This window comes from Shewanella sp. SR43-8 (genome assembly GCF_014163775.1).
GTDB classification, from domain to species: domain Bacteria; phylum Pseudomonadota; class Gammaproteobacteria; order Enterobacterales; family Shewanellaceae; genus Shewanella; species Shewanella vesiculosa.
On the sequence record NZ_JACJDX010000009.1, the window covers coordinates 64887 to 88202 of the forward strand.

Here is a 23316-nt window from a genome sequence, read left to right on the forward strand (position 1 = left end):
TTCGTTAACGTTCTGCATCAACACAATGCATAATGTCATATTGATAAGCCTGTGAATGCTTTATCATTTTTTACGCGATTTAATTTAAGTCTCTTTATTGAGTAAAGAGAACGTCTTGCTAAGGATTTTTTTGTGAATATAGATGTACGAGTTGAAATGGCGGCTTGGTTAACCCGCTTAGGCATTAATAGCCAACCATCGGATGGTGTTGCCACATCAATATTAGTTCTTGCTTGTTTGCTAGTGGCAGGTATCAGTTACTACATTACCCACAGATTTGTGGTTCATGGTGTGAATGCCGTGATCCGTCGCTCCTCGGTGACTTGGGACGATATTTTTATGCGCTTTTTTGTATTTGAGCGCCTTGCTATTTTGGTACCGATTTTAATCCTCGATTTATTAATGCCTATTTTAGTGACTGAGCACCCGTTAATCAGTGCCATTATCGACCGTTCTCTTAGCGCTTTGTTGGTGTTCTTTATTATTCGCGCAATATATAGCGGCTTAAATGCCATCGATGAAATTGCTGATGTTAATCATGTGAATCGCCGTTTACCAGTAAAAAGCTTTGTTCAGCTGACCAAATTATTCCTGTTTTTTATTGGGTTAATTGTCGCATTTGCCATTTTAGCCGACCAGTCGCCTATTTATTTTTTTAGTGGCTTAGGTGTGGCAACTGGTTTGGTAATGCTAGTGTTTCGCGACACTATTTTGGGTTTTGTTGCCGGAATTCAGTTAGCGGCTAATCGCATGGTGAGTAAAGGCGATTGGATTCAAATGGATAAGTATGCTGCAGACGGCGCAGTTGAAGACGTCACATTAACCACAGTCAAAGTCCGCAACTGGGACAATACCATTACCATGATCCCAGCCTATGCATTAGTATCTGATGCTTTTAAAAACTGGCGCGGCATGTCTGAGTCTGGTGGTCGACGGATTAAGCGTTCAATCAATATCGATGTAAATAGTATTCAATTTTTAACTGATGAAGAACGTCTACGCCTAGGTAAGGTGAATTATTTAAAAGAATACTTACCACAAATATTTACTGAAATCAGTGTCGCTAATGCTAACGTAAGTGATATTGAAATGAAGGTTAACGGTCGTCATCTAACCAATATCGGAACATTCAGAGCATACTTACAAGAATATTTGCGCCGTCATGAAAAAATACATAAAGACATGACATTGATGGTTAGGCAGCTTGCGCCAACGACTGAAGGATTACCCATCGAGTTGTATATTTTTACCAATGACATTCGATGGACCTATTACGAAGCCATTCAGGCCGATATTTTTGACCACATTTTTGCCGTGTTACCCGAGTTTGGTTTACGTGCGTTTCAAAATCCGACAGGAACCGATATTCGCAGCATAAAGCAACACACCGAACAAGATTGATAAGCGGTCAGATAATGGATCTCTGAGTCGTTAAATCACCGAGACGACTCTTTATATCAATACCCTTATGGGCTGTGCCCGTGCAAGCCAGTTGGTTAAATAATCTCAATAGGCAAGTTCGGGCAATAAGTCACCACAGCCATAGTGTGTCGACAGGTCTGAGCATAGTCATAGGCTTGTGCTTATTAAGGGTTAAGTGACTCAGCGTATAAACAAGGACTGTGAGTTAAAGGTTATTTCTACATTGGCTAAGCAGTAGCATATCGCCGCTATTTTTGTTGATAGTCAGGGATTACTTTTGGATGCACACCCTTGATTGAACGATAGAAATCCATTAACTGGTTTATTTCCGCTTCAATCTCTCCGCTCGGCTTTAAGGGCTTGGCAATCACAATGGCCTTTCGGCCAAAATCTAATCCTATTGGCACAATATCAACATTGGCTTTGGCTGCTATATGATAAAAACCACTTTTCCAACGTGTTACAGGGCTGCGGGTTCCTTCAGGTGCTAAGGCTAGTTTATAAAGCGGATCTTGTTGGAATAACAGTACGACGCCATCAACTAAATTATTGTATTTGCTTCTATTGACTGGACTGCCGCCCATGGCGCGAAACATCCATCCCCAAGGTGGAATAAACAGCTGATGCTTGCCCAAAAAGTGGATTTTAGTGCCTAACGCACTGCGAGCGATAATACCGATAATGAAATCCCAGTTACTCGTATGTGGGCCAACAATGATGACGCACGGCCTGGTTTTATCCAGTTGGCCATCTATTTTCCAACCAAGTATTGTGAGTAATCCAGAGCAAAGTGAGCTGAACATGGCGTCATTCCAATCATTGAGCTTTATTAAGCTTTTTGTTTTATGGTATTGACTCATCAAAGCCTGTGCCGAGAATCGGAGTCAAACATGTTTTCTAGCTATTGCGACGTGTCAGTGTATCTGATCTCATATCAGCATAGTCGATCATCATGGTCATTTGATGCTTGAATCTGACTTAAAATAATCGCTGGCATGAGACTATGTTAGGCATGGGCTGAAATGCTCATCAGGCAAATTTGTGCCTCAAGAGTGTGCTTATTCGCCCTAGTGAAATATCGCTTAGCAGAGCACACCTGCATGCTAAGCGTGTAGCATCAACTCATTCTTTAGCAGGATGTGTTAGTGAGTGCTTGGTTTGCTAAATTCTGCAATGCGTTTTGCCTCGTCTAGGATGGCTTGTTCTAATTCTGCTTCTGACTTCATCCGTTCCAAATCTAATTTCATCCGCTGTTGCTTTGGTAAAGCAGTGCGAGCTTCCATAATAGGGTGGTTTCTAATCAGCTCATAATGGCTAAACAGCTTAGGGAAGTCGGCGACAACTTGTTCCGACATGGATAAGGCATCAAATAATTTGCCAATGCGCATAACGCCTTCAGACAACTCACAGCGATCTTCTAACATTGCAGCAGCAATATAGCGGATATCGGTCAGTATCTGCTGTCTGCGCTCCTCAGCTTTAGCCTTACGTTCTGACTGTGCGAGTTGATTAGCTTGGGTGCGACGCTTAAGCGTTATCAGTAAGTATGTTGCGTAGGTTGCAAGGGCAATAATGATGAGTAAAGCAATAACGATGGCGGTTGTAGACACAATTTATCCTTTTCTGAATACAAAACTGGCGCCATATGCGCCAGTTTTCTGATATCAAACCAAGAAATAGCTTGGTATTACTTTCATCGAGCAGACTAGTCTTTCTGCTGATAATCTTTAAGCAGATCCGCACCTGATTCAAAACGATTCAATAGGTCATCATCGCTCAGTTGCTTTTTAGGGCTTTCCATTGGCGTATCATCACCATCAGTAAGACCTAAACTTAACATCAGTTGCTCAATTCTGTCTAATTGAGCGTCCAACCACTTTTGGTCTGCGTCAGATAAATCACGACCTTCTTCTAGTTGGTCGAGTAACTGATTTAATCTTGGATCGTCTTCGAGTTTCAATAACTTTTGCTCGTCAGTTAGCTTAGGCTGTTTAGGCTTAACCACTAAAGGCTTGGTAATTGATGTTGGTAATATTAATGCGACCGGCTTTTTACTGCCATGGCGTGCATCTTTATTTTTAACCGTTGCATTATCCGCGGCTTGTTTAAGCAACGTTTCATTATGACGGCTACCTGATTTACGGCCGGTTTCTGACTTTTTACCATCGACCGCATTGCGATCGACTTTTTTTACTCTTGGGGCAAACTTAGCGCCGTTTTCGCCGCCTTTGCGAGTTTTTTTACTGCGAGCCATGATGTTCTCGTTAGGTTTTCTAAACACGTCCTTGCAGATCAATTTCTACAAGACACTAAATAAGGATGCGCTTTATATCAGATTTTGATGATTTTTGCATCAAAACCAGATCTTTCAATGCAAATAATAGCTCAAAATCACTATTCAATGCTAAATATTCAAATGTAGAGTGCTGATAAAAGCTTACATGAGTTGGATTGTTTTTGTAATGCCATTTGGCAAAATGGTCTTTATCAGTCAGTAAGGGAGTGCTTATTGCTAACCAGCCACCCGGTTTAATCAATTGATTGAGTAAGAGCCATTCTCGGTGAGGATGACGAAAGTGTTCAAAGACTCGATAACAGCACACAAAATCATAACGCTGTTGCAGCACTGACTGATCAGCAGCAAAAAAAGGATCGTACTCATTAACAATATGGCCGGCATCAGCTATAGATTGTCTACTGTGCTCGTCAAGTAAGCGGCCGAAATTGAGGCCTGTTAATGTACCGGTTTGTTGCTGAGATATTTGATCTAACAGTGGCAGAATAAATTGCGATAATGGCTTCTGTTTCGATGACTTTTGCGATCGACCATAGCGCTGCTTCTCAAGATCGGGCATCAGATGAGATTTTGGGTTAGCAAAGACTAAACCACATTGTTCGCAGCTGTAGAACGCTCTTTTTTTGTCTTGAACAAAAAATTCAGCAAAATGATTACAAAGCGGACATACATTCATCAAATACAGCAGCACCTAAGTATTGACTGGATAAACGATTATATAGCGAATGCGGTTAATTAAAAGTAAGTATTTGAAATCAAGTCGATATTAATGCTTTTTAGGCATAAAAAAAGGTGGCAGTATAAACTGCCACCTCGTAAAACAGTGCTTAACGCACTTTATTCTGATTCCAAGTATCCGTACTTGCTATGTGACTGTCCCGGTCAGATCTTTATTTATTCTGCTTTCCATGCCGTTTTTAGTTGTTATTGGTCATCAATGACGCTTTTTTATATTCTGTTGCCGTCCTGACTACAGCTTCCGTAGATGGTCTTCAATGACACATCATTATCCTAATTGTCTTCAATGACATTAGTTAACCATCCTTGTTGCTTTGTACCTTCGAGCGATAAAGCTTCCAGTGTGCATCCTCAGCTATAAGCTTTGTCAGCTATTATTTGAATCTTCAAATAATACTCTGGGTTATCAGTCACTCTGTTGTGTAAGGCAGTGCTAAACAGCATGTCGACCAATCGGTCTGTTCCTTACAAATTTTACGACCAGTATTTCAAGATGAAATATCGACTCATGTAGTTATTATTAGTGAGCGGTCTTAAATTATTATTATTATAAATTAGCTTTATTCTTATATCTTAAATGTATCAGTCCGAAACCTGCTTGATGTTATTAGATTTATATTACAAACAGCTGGGTTTACCTCGGTACGGGGTGTATTTAACGCTAAAACAACGAACACTGTCAAGTAAAAATCAGTGAAGTTGACGTAAACGTAAACTTTAGGCGGTAAAAAATGGGCTCAAAAGCCCATTCTTTATTAGTGAATATTCAGTGGTATTAATGCTTAATACTTGAAATATATTTAGATAATGCTTCGATATCAGCATCAGATAATTTTTTCGCTACATCTTGCATCATGCCATTTAAATCGTTGTGACGAAGTCCATCACGGAATTGTGTTAGCTGAATTTTGATATAGTTGGCATGTTGACCGCCAACCATAGGGAAACCTGCAGCAGAGGCGCCTTTACCTTCCGGCCCATGACAAGCAACACATGCGGTAATTCCACGAGCGGTATCACCGCCTTTATACAGTTTTTCACCAGCAGCAGGTACATCGGCAACATTTGAGGCCGCTTGTACTTGGCTAGAGAAGTATGCTGAAAGGTCTGCAATGTCTTCATCACTGAGTCCCATAGCAAAACCGATCATAATTGGGTTCATACGACCCTCAGCACCGCCGGTTTTCGCAGCTAAACGAAATTCAGTCAATTGTTTTTCAAGGTATGCAGGATGTTGACCTGCTAATTTAGGATACATATCAATCATACTATTGCCGTCAGCACCGTGACAGGCAGAACATACGATTGCTTTAGTTTTGCCTACTTCAGCATTACCTTCAGCCATAACTGATGATGACATAGCGGCTACTACAGACAGCGCAAGAGCTAACTTTTTCATGGCGTTCCAACTTCTAGTTAATTTATTGTCCTGAGCTTACTAGGAAGACCCGCAAGCGTGGTAAAATGTTTTTCCAAGCGCTTTGGTGTAGTTTACGATGCTCGTTAAGAGTGAGATCATTTTTGACTACATCACACATATCAGCTTTGCTTGGGTATATAATGTGATCTGCCTAATATTTTACACGAAAATGTGCAAAAGTAAGCAATTGTTAAAAATTTATGGTAACGCGTTTACTAGAAGTAATTTAATTGGAGTTAAGAGTGACAGAATCTCGTATCGATTTCCGTAGGGCTAAGTTTTTAATCAGTGCGCCTGATATTGCGCATTTAGATCAGTATCTTCCTGGGGATATCGGGGTTGAGATTGCGTTTGCTGGACGCTCTAATGCCGGTAAATCCAGTGCGTTAAACGCACTTACTGAACAAAAAAGTTTAGCTCGAACCAGTAAAACCCCTGGTCGTACCCAACTGATTAACGTGTTTCAGTTAGATGATGATCGTCGTTTAGTCGATTTACCGGGTTATGGTTTTGCCCAAGTTCCTTTAGCGTTAAAAAATAAATGGCAAGAGGCGCTTGGCGAGTATTTGCAAAAACGAGCTTGTTTAAGCGGCGTGGTGGTGTTGATGGATATTCGTCATCCATTGAAAGATCTTGATATGCAAATGATTGAGTGGGCCGTGATCAGTAATATTCCGGTGTTAGCATTGTTAACCAAATCGGATAAATTGACCCAAAGTGTCAAAATGAAAACAGTTAATGATGTCCGTGCTGCCCTAAAAGATTTTGGTGATAAAGTACAAGTGGAGACGCTGTCATCGCTAAAAGGCACGGGTAAACCTAAAGTGCTCAGTATTCTAAATGATTGGTGTCATCCCCAATGGTTAGCGGAACAGAAGGCCGAGCAAGCTTCAGAGTCTGAGTAACGATAGCATGATGTAATTGATTACCAACAGCACGAAAAGCCGACAACCAAGTCGGTTTTTTTATGTGTTTGATATGAGAATGGTGATTTTCAAGCAAAAAAAAACCGATAACCAAACGGTCATCGGTACAAAAAAATTAGCTCTTTTGGGGAGAAGCTAAATTCAACAAGACTCAAGTGCCATCAACTCAATTTGATGACTCTCAATAACCATACAATAACCTTTTTTTAACCAACATTAAAGTATTTACTCTAAATATTTTTGCGGTGAAAAAAAATCAAAAAAAAGCCCCAGCAACCTGAGTTGCTGGGGCGCCGAATTTGGCTAGTCACTACTGCTAGTGAAATAAAGGTTTGAAAGATTGAACATCTTAACCTCTGTACCCTACAACGAATATAATACCGTATCCGCCTTAAAATGAAAAACTGTTTTTCATATAAAGACACAATAACTGTGAGTTTGGCAACAAATTAATGCAGCTTTGTTAACTGTGTCGACAAAAATGTTGTATTTATTAGGTCGATTTGGGGTGTAGGTTATGCGCTCAAGGTCTACAGATGTTGAAAAGCGTAGCCGTTGAAACGTTTGGCCAATAAAAATGCCGTATTCCAATGAATACGGCATTTTATGCTTTAGCAACTTAGGTTATTTATCTTATGCAATGCAAACCTATCAAACTACGATTTAGTGGGCTTCATCCCAATTGTCGCCAATACCTGCCTCTGCTAACAAGGTCACATCTAATGATGCTGCTTGTGCCATTAAATCGCACACTTTGGTTTTGAGTGTTTCTGCTTGAGTTTCATCCACTTCAAACACTAATTCATCGTGTACTTGCATGATCAGGGTAATTTCACCTTGAGTATATTGGTTAATCCACTGGTGGATAGCAATCATGGCTTTTTTGATTATGTCTGCTGCAGTCCCTTGCATGGGAGCATTAATCGCTGCTCGCTCAGCGGCTTGGCGGCGCATGGCATTGCGATCGTTGATTTCAGGTAAATATAAACGACGGCCAAATAAGGTCGAAACATAACCCAATTCAGCAGCAATGGCGCGGGTTTCTTCCATATACTTAAGCACACCAGGATAGCGAGCAAAATACGTGTCTATGTAGGTTTGTGCTTCGTTGCGTGGAATATCTAATTGCTTAGCTAAACCAAATGCAGACATGCCATAAATTAAACCAAAGTTAACCGCTTTGGCGCGGCGACGTTGCTCGGTCGTGACTTCTTCAAAATGCACCCCAAATACTTCGGCTGCAGTGGCTTTATGAATATCTTTACCTTCAGCAAAAGCGGTCAGTAAGCCTTCATCTTGAGATAAATGAGCCATGATACGCAGTTCGATTTGTGAATAATCGGCCGCTAAAATTTTTCGACCCGCAGGAGCGATAAAGGCTTGGCGAATACGGCGGCCTTCTTCGGTACGGATAGGAATATTTTGTAAGTTTGGCTCACTTGATGACAAGCGGCCTGTTGCGGCATTCGCTTGATGATAGCTAGTGTGAACCCTGCCTGTTATGGCATTAACCATTAGCGGCAGTTTATCGGTATAAGTACTTTTTAGTTTTGCTAGGCTGCGATGCTCGAGAATAACTTTAGGTAAAGGATAATCAAGTGCTAGCTCGACTAATACGTCTTCAGCAGTTGATGGTGCACCCTTAGGAGTCTTTTTCTTTATTGGGTAACCTAGTTTTTCAAAAAATAGTGTCTGTAGTTGCTTTGGTGAGGCTAAGTTAAACTTCTCTTCGGCTATTTCGTAGGCTTTGTTTTCTAAATCATCCAGTTTTTTGGCTAACTCACCACTTTGTTGGCTCAGTAACATTGAGTCGATAAGGACACCTTGGCGTTCAACGTCTGACAGTACTTGAATTAACGGCAGCTCTAACTCATCAAACACACTGGCCAGTTTGGGTTCTTTTTCCAGTCTTGGCCATAAGTGTTGATGTAAACGCAGGGTAATATCGGCATCTTCAGCGGCATATGGTCCAGCAATATCTAAATCAACTTGATTAAAAGTCAGTTGCTTTGCGCCTTTGCCTGCGACTTCTTCAAAACTGATATTTTTATGGCCAAGATATTTAAGCGCTAATCCATCCATGTCATGACGTGATGCTATTGAGTTAAATACATAGGATTCGAGCATGGTGTCAAAGCGGACACCTTTTAGGGTAATACCAACATTGGCTAAAATACTCATGTCATATTTGAGATTTTGGCCTACTTTCTGCGGTGTATCGCTTTCAAGAATAGGACGCAGTTTTTCAAGTGCGCTGGTTTTATCAATTTGTTGCGGTGCATCAAGGTAATCATGTGCTAATGGTAAATAAGCTGCTTTACCTGCTTCAGTGGCAAATGATAAACCCACAAGTTCAGCTTCCATGTAATTGAGGCTAGTTGTTTCAGTATCAATTGCAATCAGTTCAGCGCTATTGAGCTGTTCGATCCATTTGTCGAGTGCTTCCATCGTCAGAATCGTTTCATATTCTGCTTCAATGGTCGGTGATACCGTGATGTCGTCATCGCTATCTTTGTCGCTAACAGTGCCGCGAGGTTGCTTGTTATCTAATACTTCTGCTAACCAACGCTTGAACTCCATTTCACCAAAGCATTTAATCAGTTCATCTCGATCTTGTGGCTTAACTGTGAGTTCATGCCAGTCTTGTTCAAGTTTGACATCAGTTTTGATGGTGGCCAACTCGTAAGACAGTCTTAGCATATCGGCATTGTCGATAATTTTAGTCGGCATGGTTTTTGAGCCTCGAAAGCCCACTTCAATGACGCTTTGTGGATCCGCTAAAATCTTCTCTACACTTCCCACACCAAGCAGCATCGCCAGCGCGGTTTTCTCGCCGACGCCAGGTAAACCTGGAATGTTATCTGACTTGTCACCCATGAGTGCTAAAAAGTCGATGATTCTATCTGGATGGACACCGTATTTAGCCTTGACCTCTTCCGGTCCCATAATGGTGTCTGTCATAGTATTGATTAACGTGACATGCTCATTGACGAGTTGCGCCATGTCTTTATCGCCGGTACTGATTAAGGTTGCTCGGCCTTCTTTACTCGCTTGCAGGGCGATGGTACCGATAACATCGTCGGCTTCGACACCAGAAATGCTGATCAGTGGTAAGCCCATCGCGTGGATGATTTTGTGCAATGGTTCGATTTGAGTACGCAGATCATCAGGCATAGGTGGACGCTGGGCTTTATATTCGCCGTACATATCGTTGCGGAAGGTTTTGCCTTTGGCATCGAAAACCACTGCAATATGACTCGGACTATAGCGGCTTAATAAACTGCGAAGCATATTAACGACGCCATAAACCGCACCAGTCGCTTCACCTTTTGAATTGGTTAAATGAGGCGGCGAATAATAAGCGCGATAAAGATAAGATGAGCCATCAACTAGGATGAGCGGGTTATTGGGAATCGTTGGCATAATTAATATTCGTGTTCATTATTTTGCGAGACTAATAGGATGACATTATACCCACAGCACCTCAAGATGCTTGTGAGATTGTCAGTTATTTATCCAAAATGACGCTAAATAATCTTGACGTATGACAAGTCGTGCATTTAGTGGGACTTTATCGGTGCAAATATCTCAGAAAGTAGAAAATCAGCCACGGAAAAAGCTCCCAGCCTGTGGATAAGTCTGTGAGTGGAATAGTCAACCTTGTTGGATAGATTTTCTTACGGCTTGAAACGAAATCGGTAACTAGTTGATTTTTTTAATTTATTTTTATTTTTGTGAGCTAAATATTAATTTTAATAAATATTACTATTTTGTGGACTTTTTTATTGATGTCAGTTAAGTCTCTCGCAAATTTAGTGATGTTTTGTGACTAAAAAAAGCGCATCTACTAAATTCGACGCTCTAAGTTAGCACGATTTTTAATCAGATCAACCGTTTTGTTAGTTTTTTGTTGTATTTTTTGTATTGTCACTTAAAAGATGAAGGAGAGTGTCATGAAAAAGGTTGCTGTTTTACTGAGTGGCTGTGGGGTATTTGATGGAACTGAAATTCACGAAGCGGTATTAACGCTTCTGGCGATAACCCAAGCTGGGGCGACATATCAATGTTTTGCGCCAGATATTACTCAAATGCACGTAGTGAATCATTTAACCGGTGAGGTCAATAACGACGAAAGCCGTAATGTTTTGGTTGAGTCGGCGCGAATTGCCCGTGGTGAAGTGCTTAATGCTAATGCCTTAGAGGTCAGTCAATTTGATGCTTTGGTGATCCCTGGTGGCTTTGGTGCGGCTAAAAATTTATCAAACTTTGCGACCACGGGCAGTCATTGCCATATTCAGCCTATTGTAGAGAACTTTATTCGTGAATTCGCTTTAGCTCATAAACCGGTGGGTTTTGTGTGTGTTTCACCTGTGATGATCCCCAATATTTATGGCAAAGGAGCTGTCGGTACTATTGGAACTGATTCTGATACCGCGCATGCATTTAATGAAATGGGTGGTAAGCATAAAGATGCACAAGTGGAAGATATTGTGGTTGATGAGGCCAATAAAATCGTCAGTACGCCAGCCTATATGTTAGCAACCTCGATTTTAGAGGCGCACATAGGTATTGAGAAACTGGTTACAAAAGTGCTTGAAATGGCTTAACGATTAGGCGTGACATATATCTTACATGTGAGCGGATGAATAAAAAAGCCACCCTTGGTGGCATTTTTTATTCATCCTGCAAGAGTGTTAGTTCGTTTTCGCGGCTGGTGATTTTTTGCTATCAAATAATGCTTGAGCCAAACCAACACAAAGCCCTGCAATATGGGCACCATTTGCAATAGGCATTCCCAGCACATCCGTAAAGCCAAGAACGAGCCAAACCATCATAAACCCCATATAAGATTGCGGTAAATTAATACCACAAGTGGGTTTACGGATCCCCATTAACCAAGTGTAACCCACCACAGCATAAACGACGCCAGACAGCCCGCCAAAATTAGGCCCTGTCATGTAAAACTGCACAATATTGGGTAACGTACCCGCGACGATTAATAAAAATAATAATGGTCGAGTACCTAAATTGGTCTCAATTTTACCGCCTAAATACCACCACCAAAGTAAATTAAAGATAATATGCATAGCAGAAAAGTGCATTAGGCTAGGGGTGAAGACTCGCCATATTTGGCTTAAATCACTATCAGCTACGGCGCCGAAAAAAGATAATTTAGTAAAAATATCATTAGCAAAACCAAGGTTCATAGCAGCAAAAACAGCCACACATGCAAAAAAACATACTAATGTGAGTGGGCCTGCACCTGTCATAAACTGTTGAATTAGGCCTTTAGCTCCCGGGCCGTAGTCAAATTTAGTATCGGTAGCGCCGTTATCCCAAGATGCCTGCAAATACTTGCTGTCGTGAGGGTTTTTAGCAAACTCAAGTAACTCGGCGCGGGCTTGAACTTCATCAGCAGGATTGGTGATCGCTAGGCCAACACCCTCAGCATGAGAAACAGCATGGCATTGAATATTTAACCCTTTAAGGTAGTCAATAAATGCTTGTGCTGCACGTGCATTAGGAAGTTGGCCAATTTCTATCATGAGTGAGCTAAGCTCCAAGCGCTGAAGCCGCCATCTAGGCTGTAAACATCATCAAAACCTTGCTCATTTAAGTAGTTGGCCGCACTTTGGCTACTCATGCCGTGATAGCACACTACGACCAAAGGTTTGTCCATATCAGCATCGGCAATAAAGGTTGCTAGATTTTCATTGGTTAGATTAGTTGAACCTTCAATGTGAGCAGCGGTAAAACTAGCAGCATCACGAATATCAACAACTTGTATGTCGTTAGATTCGGAGGACATATGGATAAGCTCATTAATCGACAGATGTTTAAAACCAGACATGTTATTACCTATAAAAATGTACGCATAGCGTTTGACTTAGTATCAGTCTGCAACAAGGGGTTGTATAAATACAACCCCTTGTTAGTGTGGATATGCTAGATGTTAATAATAATTAATCCCAGCTCAGGATAACCTTGCCAGACTGACCTGAGCGCATTGCATCAAAGCCTTTCTGGAAATCATCAATATTAAAGTGATGAGTAATGATCGGAGATAAATCTAAGCCAGATTGGATTAAACTGGCCATTTTATACCAAGTTTCGAACATTTCACGGCCATAAATGCCTTTGATGATCAAACCTTTAAAAATGATTTTGCTCCAATCAATAGCCATTTCGCCACCAGGAATACCTAGCATGGCAATTTTACCACCATGGTTCATCGTGTCTAACATGGCATGGAATGCCGATGGCACACCTGACATTTCTAAACCGACGTCAAAGCCTTCAGTCATGCCAAGCTCTTTCATCACATCTTTAAGACTTTCTGTGGCGACATTCACTGCGCGGGTTGCACCCATTTTACGAGCAAGATCAAGTCGGTATTCGTTTACATCAGTGATCACGACATGACGTGCTCCGACATGTTTACACACAGCAGCAGCCATAATACCAATAGGACCAGCGCCGGTAATTAATACGTCCTCACCGACTAAATCAAATGATAATGCGGTATGTACAGCGTTACCGAAAGGATCGAATATAGCCGCTAAATTATCTGGAATATCAGCCGGGATCTTGAAAGCGTTAAATGCAGGTAGCACTAAGTATTCGGCAAATGCGCCGTCACGGTTCACGCCAACACCTGAAGTGTTACGGCATAAGTGAGTACGGCCTGCACGACAGTTACGGCAATGGCCACAAGTAATATGACCTTCACCCGATACGCGATCGCCAATACTGAAACCGCGAACTTCCTGACCCATACTGACAACTTCACCGACATATTCATGGCCAGCAATCATAGGTACAGGAATGGTTTTTTGTGACCATTCATCCCAGTTGTAGATATGGACGTCAGTGCCACAAATAGCCGTTTTACGAATTTTAATCAGTAGGTCGTTGTGACCCATTTCTGGTTTTGGTGCATCGACCATCCAGATGCCTTCTTCAGGCTTTAACTTACTTAATGCTTTCATGTTAATGACCTATGTTGTCTGGAATTAGATAATGCCCATTTCTTTACCAATACGGGTAAATGCACCAATTGCATGATCAAGTTGCTCGCGGGTGTGTGCCGCAGACATTTGGGTGCGAATACGCGCTTGGCCTTTAGGCACTACAGGAAACGAGAATCCAACCACGTAAATGTGTTCTTGCAACAAACGGTTTGAAAAGTCACCTGCCAATTTCGCATCGCCAATCATAACCGGAATAATGGCATGGTCTGCACCACCTAAGGTAAAACCTGCTGCTGACATTTGCTCACGGAAATAACGACTGTTTTCCCATACGGCTTCACGCAAGTCTTGACCGGTTTTTAGCATTTCAAGCACACAAATTGATGCACTAACAATAGAAGGCGCTAATGAGTTTGAAAACAGGTAAGGGCGCGAGCGTTGACGTAACCATTCAACCACTTCTTTCTTCGCTGCAGTAAAACCACCCGATGCACCACCTAAGGCTTTGCCTAATGTACCGGTAATAATGTCGACACGATCCATAACATTACAGTATTCATGGGTTCCACGGCCATTTTGACCGATAAAGCCTACGGCATGAGAGTCATCGACCATCACCAATGCGCCATACTTATCGGCTAGATCACACACACCTTGAAGGTTAGCGATTACGCCATCCATTGAGAATACACCGTCAGTGGCGATCAAAATGTTGCGTGCACCAGCAGCTTGGGCGGCAATAAGCTGAGTTTCTAAGTCGGCCATATCGTTGTTGGCGTAACGAAAACGCTTAGCCTTACACAAACGCACGCCATCAATGATTGAAGCATGGTTAAGCGCATCAGATATAATCGCATCTTCTGCATCTAATAGGGTTTCAAATAAACCCGCGTTAGCATCGAAGCAAGATGAATATAAAATAGTGTCTTCCATGCCTAAAAATTCACTTAGGCTAGCTTCTAATTGCTTATGAATATCTTGAGTACCGCAAATGAATCGTACCGAAGCCATACCAAAACCATGACTGTCTAAACCTGCTTTTGCTGCTGCAATAAGATCGGGATGATTGGCTAGACCTAAATAGTTATTGGCGCAGAAGTTAATCACTTCTTCACTATTAACTTGGATGGCAGTTTGTTGAGCAGAAGCAATGACGCGTTCATTCTTGTATAAACCATCGGCTTTTACATCGATAATTTGCTGATTAATTCGGTCGTAAAAAGAGGTAGATGCCACCTGTGTTCTCCTAAATATGGTTATTATGCTTATCCAAATCACGCAGTAAACACCGCGATAAATGACAGGGTGTTCTGGAGTTGTTGGCATTCTAACCTTTATTTTTGCCGCTCTACAGCGTTTTTTTTAGTCGTCAGACCAACATGAGTTAGTTTAGGGCTACTGATATATTCACATTAAAAAAACTAATCATTAACATGGTTGATTACGATGTTGGGGAAGTGGATGTATCCGTCCAACATCATCCGCAAGTAACCGACTCAATTGTAGTCGGTTACTTGCGGATTGGAAGGTATGTTATGGATATGAGATAAGCGAGAATGTCAGTATTTGGTTACGCAGCGTTATGGCGCTCTTGGCTGGCTATATCTAAATAATGTTGTTCTAAACGGCAAAATGTTGCACTTGACGTAGGCGTAGAATAAGCCTGAAAAATCATCAAAACTCGCAATAGTCCATCATATAGAGTGGCTTTAGTGATAGTTGATGTGCTGGATTGGGTTAATTGATAGCTGATCCAGAAGCTGACCATCATTTTAATGGTATCGGCAAGCGCAGTGACTTTATTATCATCGACATCGAGGAAACCGTCTTTTTTGAGTTTGCGAAGCACATCGCTTGAACGATTAAGCACTTGTTGTTGAGCATGTAAATAGCGTTTTTTAAGTGCTTCATCACGGCTTAAAATATCAGCGAGGTTGGCATACATAAACCTGAACTGCCATAAGGTGTAGAACATGGCATCAAAGTAACCCATTAATAACTCAATCGTAATAGGCACATCATCATAAGGCTTAAAGCCTGACTCTAAATGACTTTCATATAAACTAAAAATCGAATTGATAATGTCTTCTTTATTGCGGAAGTGATAATACAAATTACCCGGACTAATACTTAAGTGAGCGGCAATATGGTTAGTCGTAATGCTACGCTCACCATGTTCATTAAATAACTCTAAGCTGGCAAAAATAATTTTATCGCGGGTTTTCATTTGATTTCCATATTCATTATTAGCTTATTATCGGTCAAATAATTGCTTAAGCCGACTTAGTATGAGTATGTTAACATTGTGCTCATCTGACAAGCAAAAATCGATGACTCTTCTTCCATGAACCGTATTTTTTACTCTTTATTTCTGTATTTATTGTTTCCGCTGGTAGTGCTCTATCTTGCATTTCGGGCAATAAAAAGTGTCGATTACCGTCGTCGTTGGTCTGAACGTTTTGGCTTGGCCAAACTAGAGCAAACTGATGTATTGATCCACAGCGTGTCGATGGGGGAAACCCTGGCGGCGATTCCCTTGATTAAGCAGCTTATGGCAGCGCACCCAGATTATTTATTTACCGTCACCACTACCAGCCCAACGGGGTCTGCAGAGGTGGTAAAAGCATTTGGCGATAAGGTACAGCATTGTTATCTACCATTTGATTTTTCTTATGCTATTAAAAAATTTCTCCGCCAATTACAACCCAAAGTATGCATTATCATGGAGACCGAGTTATGGCCTAACTTAGTCCACTTTGCCGCGCGGCAACAAGTGACTGTGATTTTAGCCAATGCACGTTTGTCGCAAAAATCAGCCGATAAATACGCTAAAAAGCGTCGTTTAGCAGTACCTATGTTAAATAAATTCAAGTTGATTACTGTTCAAACTCAGGCTGAAGCAGAGCGGTTTATTCATCTGGGAGTGGAAGCTGAACGCCTACAGGTGTGTGGCAGTTTGAAGTTTGATCTCACGATTGATCCCATTAAAAAACAGCAAGCCAATACGCTTCGAGATCAATGGCATCGTGTTAATTCACCTATTTGGGTTGCCGGAAGTGTTCATCCTGGCGAGTTTGAGGCAATGTTAAGTGCCCATAAGCAGCTACTGAGTTATTTTCCAGATGCATTATTGATCATGGCACCCCGACATCCTGAGCAATTCAACTTAGCCGCGATTACGATTACTCAGTCTGGATTAACCTTAGCTAGACGCAGTATGCATGATGAAGTGAATGGGCAAACTCAAGTGTTACTTGGTGACACTATGGGGGAACTGGTTATGCTATATGGTACAGCTGATCAGGCATTTGTTGGCGGGACACTGATTAATAATGGTGGTCATAACCCGCTTGAACCTGCTGCCATGGGGCTACCTGTGTATGTCGGTCCCAATCATTGGGATTTTGCTGAAATTACGCAATTACTCGCAGATGCCGGAGCATTAAGCTGCATTACTTCTGCAGAACAGTTAGCCCAAGAGTTACAACATAAGTTCACAGATAACCCCCTATATCAATCGGCGTCTTTTGCCGCTCTTGCAGTGGTTGAGCAAAATCGTGGTGCGTTATTAAAGCAGTTTACATTGATCAATCAACTTATCGTTTAATCTTGAACGGTTAATCGTATGACAAGGCCAGACGATGACTTGGTTTAGATAGGGTTAACGCTTTGATAACCTTTAAGTAATTGCTGCCAGTGCTGTTGATTAAATTGCAGCGTAGCGAGTTTGGCGAGTTCTTTTTTAAAAGAACGTAGTAACCGCTGCAGATTGGCTTGTTGCCAGCTGGCTTGTGGTTGACGTAATTCACCTCTATCAAAATCAATTAGATAGAATTTCCCTTGAGCCAGTAGGATATTTTTAGCATTTAGATCTGCGTGATACACCCCACGCAGATGAAATTTGGCAATGGTCTCACCGAGTAAATACCATTGTGCTTCTGTCATTGGCTTATGGCGTAAATGCGCCACTAAATCGTTTGATCCCGCGACATGTTCAATGATGATGTCGGCCCGATACCATAAACCAAAGCGCTCAACATTCGCTGCTATTGGACGTGGAACAGCAAAGCCTTCTTGATATAAGGTTTCCAGTATGGCTAATTCAGCCACAGCGCGAGTATGTTGTAGGCCAGTATAAAGATAGGCATCACGGCTCAACTTTTCCATCATCCCACCACGCCAGTAATGACGTAAAACCCATGTTTGCGGCGAATCCGAGTTATCGGTTTTGACAAACCAGGTGGTATAACGCCCCTTAGATTGACCGACAATGGCATTTCTTTGTTGCCAAGCCTCTACGGCAAAGTCGTGAGGTTCCAGTTGTTGGGCTGTAGTTTCACACCAGGCAATATGGCCAAGTTGAGTGGTTTTTATTTGCATCTAATTATCAATAGCATTGGCGAGATTGTGGATCGAAATAACATTATACCTTAAGATCACTTACTTGCCTCCACCGTCTTACTTCTTCATTTAAGCATATTGGATAATCAATGAAAGCTGACTTTAGTGCGATACGTTCATTATGTTTACTGCGTTTATCTGCTATTGGTGATGTTTGCCACGCTGTAGCTATGGTACAGGCTATTCAAAAACAGTATCCCGATCTGAGTATCACTTGGGTTATTGGCAAGATCGAATATCAGTTACTTAAACACTTACCTGGCATTGAGTTTGTTATTTTCGATAAGTCTAAGGGCTGGCGTAGTTATGTTCAGTTACGTCGTGATTTACATGGTCAGCGTTTTGATGTGTTGCTGCACATGCAAGTTGCCTTGCGCGCAACCATAGCATCGTTAATGATTAAGGCCCGAGTGCGGGTCGGATTTGATAAAGCAAGAGCCAAAGAAGGTCAATGGTTGGTTACCAATCATGCCGTTGAGCCCTTGGCCACGCCGCATGTATTAGATGGTTTTATGGGCTTTGCTAATGCCATTGGCGTAGAAGACTTAACCCCAAGCTGGAATATTCCGGTACCGCAAGCCGATACTGATTTTGCTAAACGGCTCGTGGGTGATGATAAGGTGTTGGTGATTTGTGCTGCTGCCAGTAAAGCAGAGCGTAATTGGCTGCCAGAGCGTTACGCTGCCGTAGCCGATTACGCCATTGATCAAGGTTACCGAGTGATGCTGTGTGGCGGCCCAAGCGCGCTAGAACAAACCTTAGCAGATGTGATTCAATCTCATAGTCAGCAGCCCTTTGATAATCAAGTGGGCAAGACATCGCTTACGCAACTGCTTGCGGTGTTAAAGCAAGCGACAATAGTGCTTGCACCAGATACCGGGCCATTACATATGGCGGTGACTCAAGGTACTCCGGTTATTGGTTTATATGCTCATTCTAATCCCGGGCGAACGGGTCCCTATTTTTATCGAGATTATACCGTGTCTGTTTATGACCATGTCATAAAGCAACAGGTTGAAGGAGATGTAAACTGGGGTACGCGTGCTAAAGGCGAGCATTTAATGGCAATAATAGAGGTTGATGAGGTTATTGCCTCCTTCAAACAGTTTTGCGCAGAGCAATACACTGTTTCAGCTGCGGGTTTACGCTGATAGAAGATCAGCGATTATTCTGTTCGGTGACATATTCAATATGGAAAGGTTAAATGAAAATCTTACATGTACTACTTTGCCGAGGACCGTTTCCGGCGTTTAAGTTTGGCGGTACTGAGCGCGTGGTATGGTCATTGGCTACCGCTCAAAAACAGCAAGGTCACGAAGTTAAGTTTTTGATGCGCCCACATGATATTAGGCCTGAAGGAACCTTGTTGTACGATAAGAGAAAATCATTTAATCAACAGATTACTGATTGGCCTGATGTGGTGCATTTTCATTGCGCCTTTACCGGCGAATTAGATAAGCCGTTTGTGTGCACTGAACACGCCAATGCAGATAAAGCGAAACAATATGATCGCAACACTATTTTTATCTCCCAGCGCCATGCTAATAATCATCATAGTGATTGCTATGTTTACAATGGCCTAGATTGGTCTGAGTATGGCCAACCTAGCTTTGAATCTAACAGTAACTATGTTCACTTTTTGGGTAAAGCGACGGTTCGTCATAAAAACATGACTGGCGCCGCTAAGATTGCTAAAAAAGCGGGTCATAAATTAGCGGTATTGGGCGGTAAACGATTTGAGTTTGGTAAAAAAGGCTACTTTAACCTTGATATGAATATCGACTTTAAAGGCATGGTGGGTGGCGATGATAAATTTACGATTATTAAGCAATCACAAGCGTTATTATTTCCAGTGAGATGGCATGAACCCTTTGGCTTGGCGATAACCGAAAGCCTGTTTTTAGGTACGCCAGTTATTGGAACACCCTTTGGGTCTTTACCTGAGATTATCACCCAACCTGAAATGGGACTTCTGACTACAGATTATAATGAGATGGTGGATGCACTGAAGCACCTAGATCGTTTTGATCGTAAAGTGTGTCACCAAGTGGCAAGGGATGTGTTTAATGCCGATGTGATGGCGCAGCAATATCAAGCCATGTACGACAAGGTGCTTAATGGTGAATATTTAAATCAGGCTGCACCTTATGCTACCCAGAGCTTATTAGATTTACTGCCTGTTACCGAATTGATGTCATAACTCGTATCATTCACGGTTAACCGTTTCAATAAAAAAGGCCTATTCGGCCTTTTTTATTGACTCCAATTATAACCGTTCAGCTAGCTTGGGCGTGCCACTATAATGTTGCTTTAGCTGTTGGGTGAATGCATCAACAATTTGCTGCGGTGTAATTGATTTCGCTTGGCCGCTACCAGTTAAAATAATACTGTCGCCCTTGGGTTGCCATAGGGTTAAATCATTCGACATTATGGTCACTTGTGGTTTATCCATGCATACAGCTAAGTGTGCCGTAGCGGTTTCAGCGCTAATGACGATATCGCTTTGTGCAATTAAGGCGGGCAATTGAAAGAAGTTTTGCTTGGCGGTAAATGTGGTAATCGCTAAATGGTTTAGCTCGCTATCTTCAGCAACTTGAGTGGTCACTTCATTCAATTTATCTGGTGGACAGTTGAAAATATACACCAGATTTTGATATTGAAGTTCGAGAGTCAAAATCACTTGTTTAAGTTGAGTAAAAGGATAATCACGTTTATCGGCGGTGGATAAATGGTTTACAAACACCACCAGTTTATTGGTGTCATTTGCGGTTAACTTGTTAATCAGTGTACAAGCTTGTTGTTGATAAATGGCATCAACATGAAACACTAACTGCTTTTGACCATCGACTAAATCGCCACAAGTAAGACCTAACGCCCGCTCGAAACATTGGCTATATAAATCGGTAATATGTTGGCTGCTCTTAACCATGTCATCGTAGCTGAAGTAGGCATTTATATTATTAAAATACAGCCATTTTGCTATCGGGTTACTCAATGGTTTACTTTTAGAGGCGACGACAAAGGCTGAAGTTGATATTTTTCGAGCAATTTTTGCGAACTGCTCACTGCGATTCTTACCAATAAATACAATTAAATCATAATTGAGCGATTGTGCTTGGCTGATATAGCCTTGTCTTTGGGCGAGATCGCCAACAATGGGGTAAGTGTTATCGATAATACCCAGTGAGTCTATCCATTCATTGAGGACTTTATTGCGGCCTGTTGCCCACGATTGTGGACGACTACGACAATCATCAAACCACACATCAATAACCAAATGTGGATACTTAGCTTTTAGGGCTTTTAACCAGACACTCTGGTAAACAAAATCACCAATGGCTAAGTGGGTCATATACAAAATACGCTGGGCATTTTGTAATTGTGTATGGCTAATTAATGAAGACACATTAATCCTTTTTTAACGCTTGAGTGAATTGACGAAATTGTTTTTCCAGCTGAGGTGTTGCGATAAATCGCATCAATGCCCGGCTCCAATTTAACATTAACTTTGTCACACGTCGTTGAGGTGCTCTTTCTAAGTTACCGTCAGGATTAATATCTGACGGACCTTCTATGTCGACAGAAATACAGTAAGGCAGCAAGCCAAAAGGCGTTATTCCTAGGCTCCACCAAGATTTTAAATGACCATCTACTGGTTGAACAATATAAGGCATATGTTTAATCAGTGACTCTGCACCACGACGACTAATGGCTTGGGCCATTGCCCCAAGTGGAAATTTTTTATAGGTCACAAATTCAAATTCACCATAGTGCATCGACGACTGAATATTTTTACGACTTTTTCGTGTCAATGGATATAGCTTAATAAAGTCCCAATCCATGGTGGGCAGATTGAGGATCATGTTGATTGTATCGGCAAAGTTAGCCTCAAGGTGAATATCATCTTCAAATACAAAGGCTAAGTCTAAATCGTCGTCGATAATTTTTTGCCACGCTCGTTTGTGGCTTAAACTACAGCCGATTTCACCAGCACTGAGATCGCGATAATAATGTTGTCTGGCTATACGTGCGGGGGATACGGCTTCGATTTCTTCGCTTGATAGCAATTTACCTTCAACAGCGTCAATGCGTTCAAACGGAATGTTAACCGCCGCAAGTTGCGCTGCAATTTGTGCCAGCCGCTCTTGCGAACGAGCCAAATTAATAACAAACACTTTGTACTTTAACATGAATAATTAAGCCTTTTTCACGGAATACTTTGTTGCTAAACGGGTTAAATCTCAATGCCTATTACGCTAAGAATAGGGTCAATAACCCTTTATTAAATAGTGATAAAACGCTTTGCTATCGCATTGATAATCGGTTTGGGTAATTTATAGCGTTGTTGGGCTTTATTGATAAACAGATCCCAACCACTTTGTTTAATTTCATCTAATGTGTTGTCATCGATGTGACCTTTGAATAGCTCGCAAAAGTCATTTACAAATCTTACTTCTCGCTTGAGCGATGAATTACTGTAGCCTCGGCCAGCGTAGTGAATAAAACTGGCATCGCGATAATGCTCTGGCCCCATAAAGTCCATGCGATTAAATTTAGGCGAAATATTCTGATGCTTTAGACCGTCTCGGTGCAATAAGTAGTTTACATATGTTTGTTCGTAATACTTGATATGGTTACATAGCTGTTGCAGATCGTCGAGTTTAGCAATATCAAACAATCGGTTTTGCTTCGAAATAAGCATACAACCTAAGTTGTAATACACTGGGCGATTGTTGACCACAGGCCAGTTATCGACAGGCCCCATAATTGAGGTTATTTTATCAATTACACTTTGGCGCTCTAAGTGCTCGCCTTCATTAAACAAATAAACCGTGTTCAGGTCATCGTAAACCTCAAAGATATTCTCTGCATCGGGTTGAATAATAATGTCAGCATCGACATACAATACGCGATCATATTGTTTCAGAATTTCTTTAATATACAGTTTTTCAGTCCATGCAGGGCTGGCGGTATGTTGAGGATCTGTAATTGTGATTGGATAATGAAACTCTTTAGATACAATGAGATCCGCGCCAACTTTTTGTGCATATTGCTCAAAGCTGAGCAGTGCCGCTCGGTACATCGGATTTTCATCACCAATCGCAAGCGTGAAGATAGCTTTTTTCATTATTGTATCCAAGT

Annotated in this window: 21 protein-coding genes; 6 read left to right on the forward strand and 15 right to left on the reverse strand. The window is 41.6% G+C overall.

Going from position 1 to position 23316, the window contains the following annotated elements; all coding sequences use genetic code 11:
* Nucleotides 1-156: 156 nt before the first annotated feature.
* Nucleotides 157-1401 (forward strand): mechanosensitive ion channel domain-containing protein, encoded by a 1245-nt coding sequence (locus H5114_RS12990; protein ID WP_220487642.1) that lies wholly within the window; start codon nt 157-159, stop codon nt 1399-1401.
* Nucleotides 1402-1670: 269 nt separating this feature from the next.
* Here the strand turns inward: H5114_RS12990 and H5114_RS12995 are convergent, their stop codons facing one another.
* The 5 genes from H5114_RS12995 to H5114_RS13015 all read right to left on the reverse strand — a co-directional run bounded on the left by H5114_RS12995 (nt 1671) and on the right by H5114_RS13015 (nt 5855).
* Nucleotides 1671-2225 carry a 1-acyl-sn-glycerol-3-phosphate acyltransferase gene (locus tag H5114_RS12995; protein ID WP_124016677.1) on the reverse strand — a complete coding sequence of 185 codons (555 nt, stop codon included), beginning with the start codon at nt 2223-2225 and terminating at the stop codon, nt 1671-1673.
* A 339-nt stretch (nt 2226-2564) separates the two neighbouring features.
* Nucleotides 2565-3032: a DUF2489 domain-containing protein gene (locus H5114_RS13000; protein WP_124016678.1), complete on the reverse strand. Its 468-nt coding sequence runs from the start codon at nt 3030-3032 to the stop codon at nt 2565-2567.
* Between the two features lie 95 nt (nt 3033-3127).
* A complete protein-coding gene (gene yihI, locus H5114_RS13005; RefSeq protein WP_124016679.1) occupies nt 3128-3676 on the reverse strand; it encodes a Der GTPase-activating protein YihI in 549 nt (182 codons plus the stop codon).
* A 55-nt stretch (nt 3677-3731) separates the two neighbouring features.
* Complete coding sequence (locus tag H5114_RS13010; RefSeq protein ID WP_182698216.1) at nt 3732-4394, reverse strand: methyltransferase domain-containing protein; 663 nt, start codon at nt 4392-4394, stop codon at nt 3732-3734.
* A gap of 837 nt (nt 4395-5231) precedes the next feature.
* A complete protein-coding gene (locus H5114_RS13015) occupies nt 5232-5855 on the reverse strand; it encodes a cytochrome c (RefSeq protein WP_182698217.1) in 624 nt (207 codons plus the stop codon).
* A gap of 263 nt (nt 5856-6118) precedes the next feature.
* Here H5114_RS13015 and yihA point away from each other — a divergent pair, with 263 nt between their 5' ends.
* Complete coding sequence (gene yihA / locus H5114_RS13020; protein WP_124016682.1) at nt 6119-6781, forward strand: ribosome biogenesis GTP-binding protein YihA/YsxC; 663 nt, start codon at nt 6119-6121, stop codon at nt 6779-6781.
* 684 nt (nt 6782-7465) lie between these two features.
* On the opposite strand, the gene polA is transcribed toward yihA, so the two are convergent.
* Nucleotides 7466-10225: a DNA polymerase I gene (polA, locus tag H5114_RS13025; RefSeq protein ID WP_182723159.1), complete on the reverse strand. Its 2760-nt coding sequence runs from the start codon at nt 10223-10225 to the stop codon at nt 7466-7468.
* 530 nt (nt 10226-10755) lie between these two features.
* On the opposite strand from polA, the gene elbB reads away from it, so the two are divergent.
* The gene (gene elbB, locus H5114_RS13030; protein WP_182723160.1) at nt 10756-11409 is read left to right on the forward strand and encodes an isoprenoid biosynthesis glyoxalase ElbB; all 654 of its coding nucleotides are present in this window, start codon (nt 10756-10758) and stop codon (nt 11407-11409) included.
* Between the two features lie 87 nt (nt 11410-11496).
* Here the strand turns inward: elbB and glpG are convergent, their stop codons facing one another.
* From glpG to H5114_RS13055, 5 genes are all read right to left on the reverse strand, one after another.
* Nucleotides 11497-12348 (reverse strand): rhomboid family intramembrane serine protease GlpG, encoded by an 852-nt coding sequence (glpG, locus tag H5114_RS13035; RefSeq protein WP_182698220.1) that lies wholly within the window; start codon nt 12346-12348, stop codon nt 11497-11499.
* The gene (gene glpE, locus H5114_RS13040; protein ID WP_124016686.1) at nt 12345-12653 is read right to left on the reverse strand and encodes a thiosulfate sulfurtransferase GlpE; all 309 of its coding nucleotides are present in this window, start codon (nt 12651-12653) and stop codon (nt 12345-12347) included. Before glpE ends, glpG begins: the two co-directional genes overlap by 4 nt.
* Nucleotides 12654-12765: 112 nt before the next feature.
* A complete protein-coding gene (tdh, locus tag H5114_RS13045; RefSeq protein ID WP_182723161.1) occupies nt 12766-13791 on the reverse strand; it encodes an L-threonine 3-dehydrogenase in 1026 nt (341 codons plus the stop codon).
* Between the two features lie 24 nt (nt 13792-13815).
* Nucleotides 13816-15009, reverse strand: coding sequence for a glycine C-acetyltransferase (locus H5114_RS13050; protein WP_124016688.1), 1194 nt, complete (start codon nt 15007-15009; stop codon nt 13816-13818).
* Nucleotides 15010-15343: 334 nt separating this feature from the next.
* Nucleotides 15344-16000, reverse strand: coding sequence for a TetR/AcrR family transcriptional regulator (locus H5114_RS13055; RefSeq protein WP_124016689.1), 657 nt, complete (start codon nt 15998-16000; stop codon nt 15344-15346).
* Nucleotides 16001-16117: 117 nt separating this feature from the next.
* On the opposite strand from H5114_RS13055, the gene waaA reads away from it, so the two are divergent.
* Nucleotides 16118-17380, forward strand: a complete 1263-nt coding sequence (waaA, locus tag H5114_RS13060; RefSeq protein WP_182723162.1) for a lipid IV(A) 3-deoxy-D-manno-octulosonic acid transferase — start codon at nt 16118-16120, stop codon at nt 17378-17380.
* Between the two features lie 44 nt (nt 17381-17424).
* Here the strand turns inward: waaA and H5114_RS13065 are convergent, their stop codons facing one another.
* Complete coding sequence (locus H5114_RS13065) at nt 17425-18153, reverse strand: 3-deoxy-D-manno-octulosonic acid kinase (RefSeq protein ID WP_124016691.1); 729 nt, start codon at nt 18151-18153, stop codon at nt 17425-17427.
* Nucleotides 18154-18263: 110 nt separating this feature from the next.
* Here H5114_RS13065 and H5114_RS13070 point away from each other — a divergent pair, with 110 nt between their 5' ends.
* Together H5114_RS13070 and H5114_RS13075 are read left to right on the forward strand one after the other, a co-directional pair.
* Nucleotides 18264-19325: a glycosyltransferase family 9 protein gene (locus H5114_RS13070; RefSeq protein WP_182698224.1), complete on the forward strand. Its 1062-nt coding sequence runs from the start codon at nt 18264-18266 to the stop codon at nt 19323-19325.
* 53 nt (nt 19326-19378) lie between these two features.
* Nucleotides 19379-20374 carry a glycosyltransferase family 4 protein gene (locus tag H5114_RS13075; protein WP_124016693.1) on the forward strand — a complete coding sequence of 332 codons (996 nt, stop codon included), beginning with the start codon at nt 19379-19381 and terminating at the stop codon, nt 20372-20374.
* A gap of 66 nt (nt 20375-20440) precedes the next feature.
* On the opposite strand, the gene H5114_RS20650 is transcribed toward H5114_RS13075, so the two are convergent.
* From H5114_RS20650 to H5114_RS13090, 3 genes are all read right to left on the reverse strand, one after another.
* Nucleotides 20441-21580, reverse strand: a complete 1140-nt coding sequence (locus H5114_RS20650; protein WP_182698225.1) for a glycosyltransferase family 9 protein — start codon at nt 21578-21580, stop codon at nt 20441-20443.
* A gap of 1 nt (nt 21581) precedes the next feature.
* The gene (locus H5114_RS13085) at nt 21582-22364 is read right to left on the reverse strand and encodes a glycosyltransferase family 25 protein (protein WP_182698226.1); all 783 of its coding nucleotides are present in this window, start codon (nt 22362-22364) and stop codon (nt 21582-21584) included.
* 92 nt (nt 22365-22456) lie between these two features.
* On the reverse strand, nt 22457-23302 hold the full coding sequence (locus H5114_RS13090) for a glycosyltransferase (protein WP_124016696.1): 846 nt from the start codon (nt 23300-23302) through the stop codon (nt 22457-22459).
* Nucleotides 23303-23316: the final 14 nt, after the last annotated feature.

Bases quoted from the DNA above. Each gene is read 5' to 3' on its own strand.
- H5114_RS12990 (WP_220487642.1), top strand. From the start codon at position 157: ATGGCGGCTTGGTTAACCCGCTTAGGCATTAATAGCCAACCATCGGAT.
- H5114_RS12995 (WP_124016677.1), bottom strand. From the start codon at position 2,225: ATGTTCAGCTCACTTTGCTCTGGATTACTCACAATACTTGGTTGGAAA.
- yihI (WP_124016679.1), bottom strand. From the start codon at position 3,676: ATGGCTCGCAGTAAAAAAACTCGCAAAGGCGGCGAAAACGGCGCTAAG.
- H5114_RS13010 (WP_182698216.1), bottom strand. From the start codon at position 4,394: ATGAATGTATGTCCGCTTTGTAATCATTTTGCTGAATTTTTTGTTCAA.
- H5114_RS13015 (WP_182698217.1), bottom strand. From the start codon at position 5,855: ATGAAAAAGTTAGCTCTTGCGCTGTCTGTAGTAGCCGCTATGTCATCA.
- polA (WP_182723159.1), bottom strand. From the start codon at position 10,225: ATGCCAACGATTCCCAATAACCCGCTCATCCTAGTTGATGGCTCATCT.
- elbB (WP_182723160.1), top strand. From the start codon at position 10,756: ATGAAAAAGGTTGCTGTTTTACTGAGTGGCTGTGGGGTATTTGATGGA.
- glpG (WP_182698220.1), bottom strand. From the start codon at position 12,348: ATGATAGAAATTGGCCAACTTCCTAATGCACGTGCAGCACAAGCATTT.
- glpE (WP_124016686.1), bottom strand. From the start codon at position 12,653: ATGTCTGGTTTTAAACATCTGTCGATTAATGAGCTTATCCATATGTCC.
- tdh (WP_182723161.1), bottom strand. From the start codon at position 13,791: ATGAAAGCATTAAGTAAGTTAAAGCCTGAAGAAGGCATCTGGATGGTC.
- H5114_RS13055 (WP_124016689.1), bottom strand. From the start codon at position 16,000: ATGAAAACCCGCGATAAAATTATTTTTGCCAGCTTAGAGTTATTTAAT.
- waaA (WP_182723162.1), top strand. From the start codon at position 16,118: ATGAACCGTATTTTTTACTCTTTATTTCTGTATTTATTGTTTCCGCTG.
- H5114_RS13065 (WP_124016691.1), bottom strand. From the start codon at position 18,153: ATGCAAATAAAAACCACTCAACTTGGCCATATTGCCTGGTGTGAAACT.
- H5114_RS13070 (WP_182698224.1), top strand. From the start codon at position 18,264: ATGAAAGCTGACTTTAGTGCGATACGTTCATTATGTTTACTGCGTTTA.
- H5114_RS13075 (WP_124016693.1), top strand. From the start codon at position 19,379: ATGAAAATCTTACATGTACTACTTTGCCGAGGACCGTTTCCGGCGTTT.
- H5114_RS13085 (WP_182698226.1), bottom strand. From the start codon at position 22,364: ATGTTAAAGTACAAAGTGTTTGTTATTAATTTGGCTCGTTCGCAAGAG.
- H5114_RS13090 (WP_124016696.1), bottom strand. From the start codon at position 23,302: ATGAAAAAAGCTATCTTCACGCTTGCGATTGGTGATGAAAATCCGATG.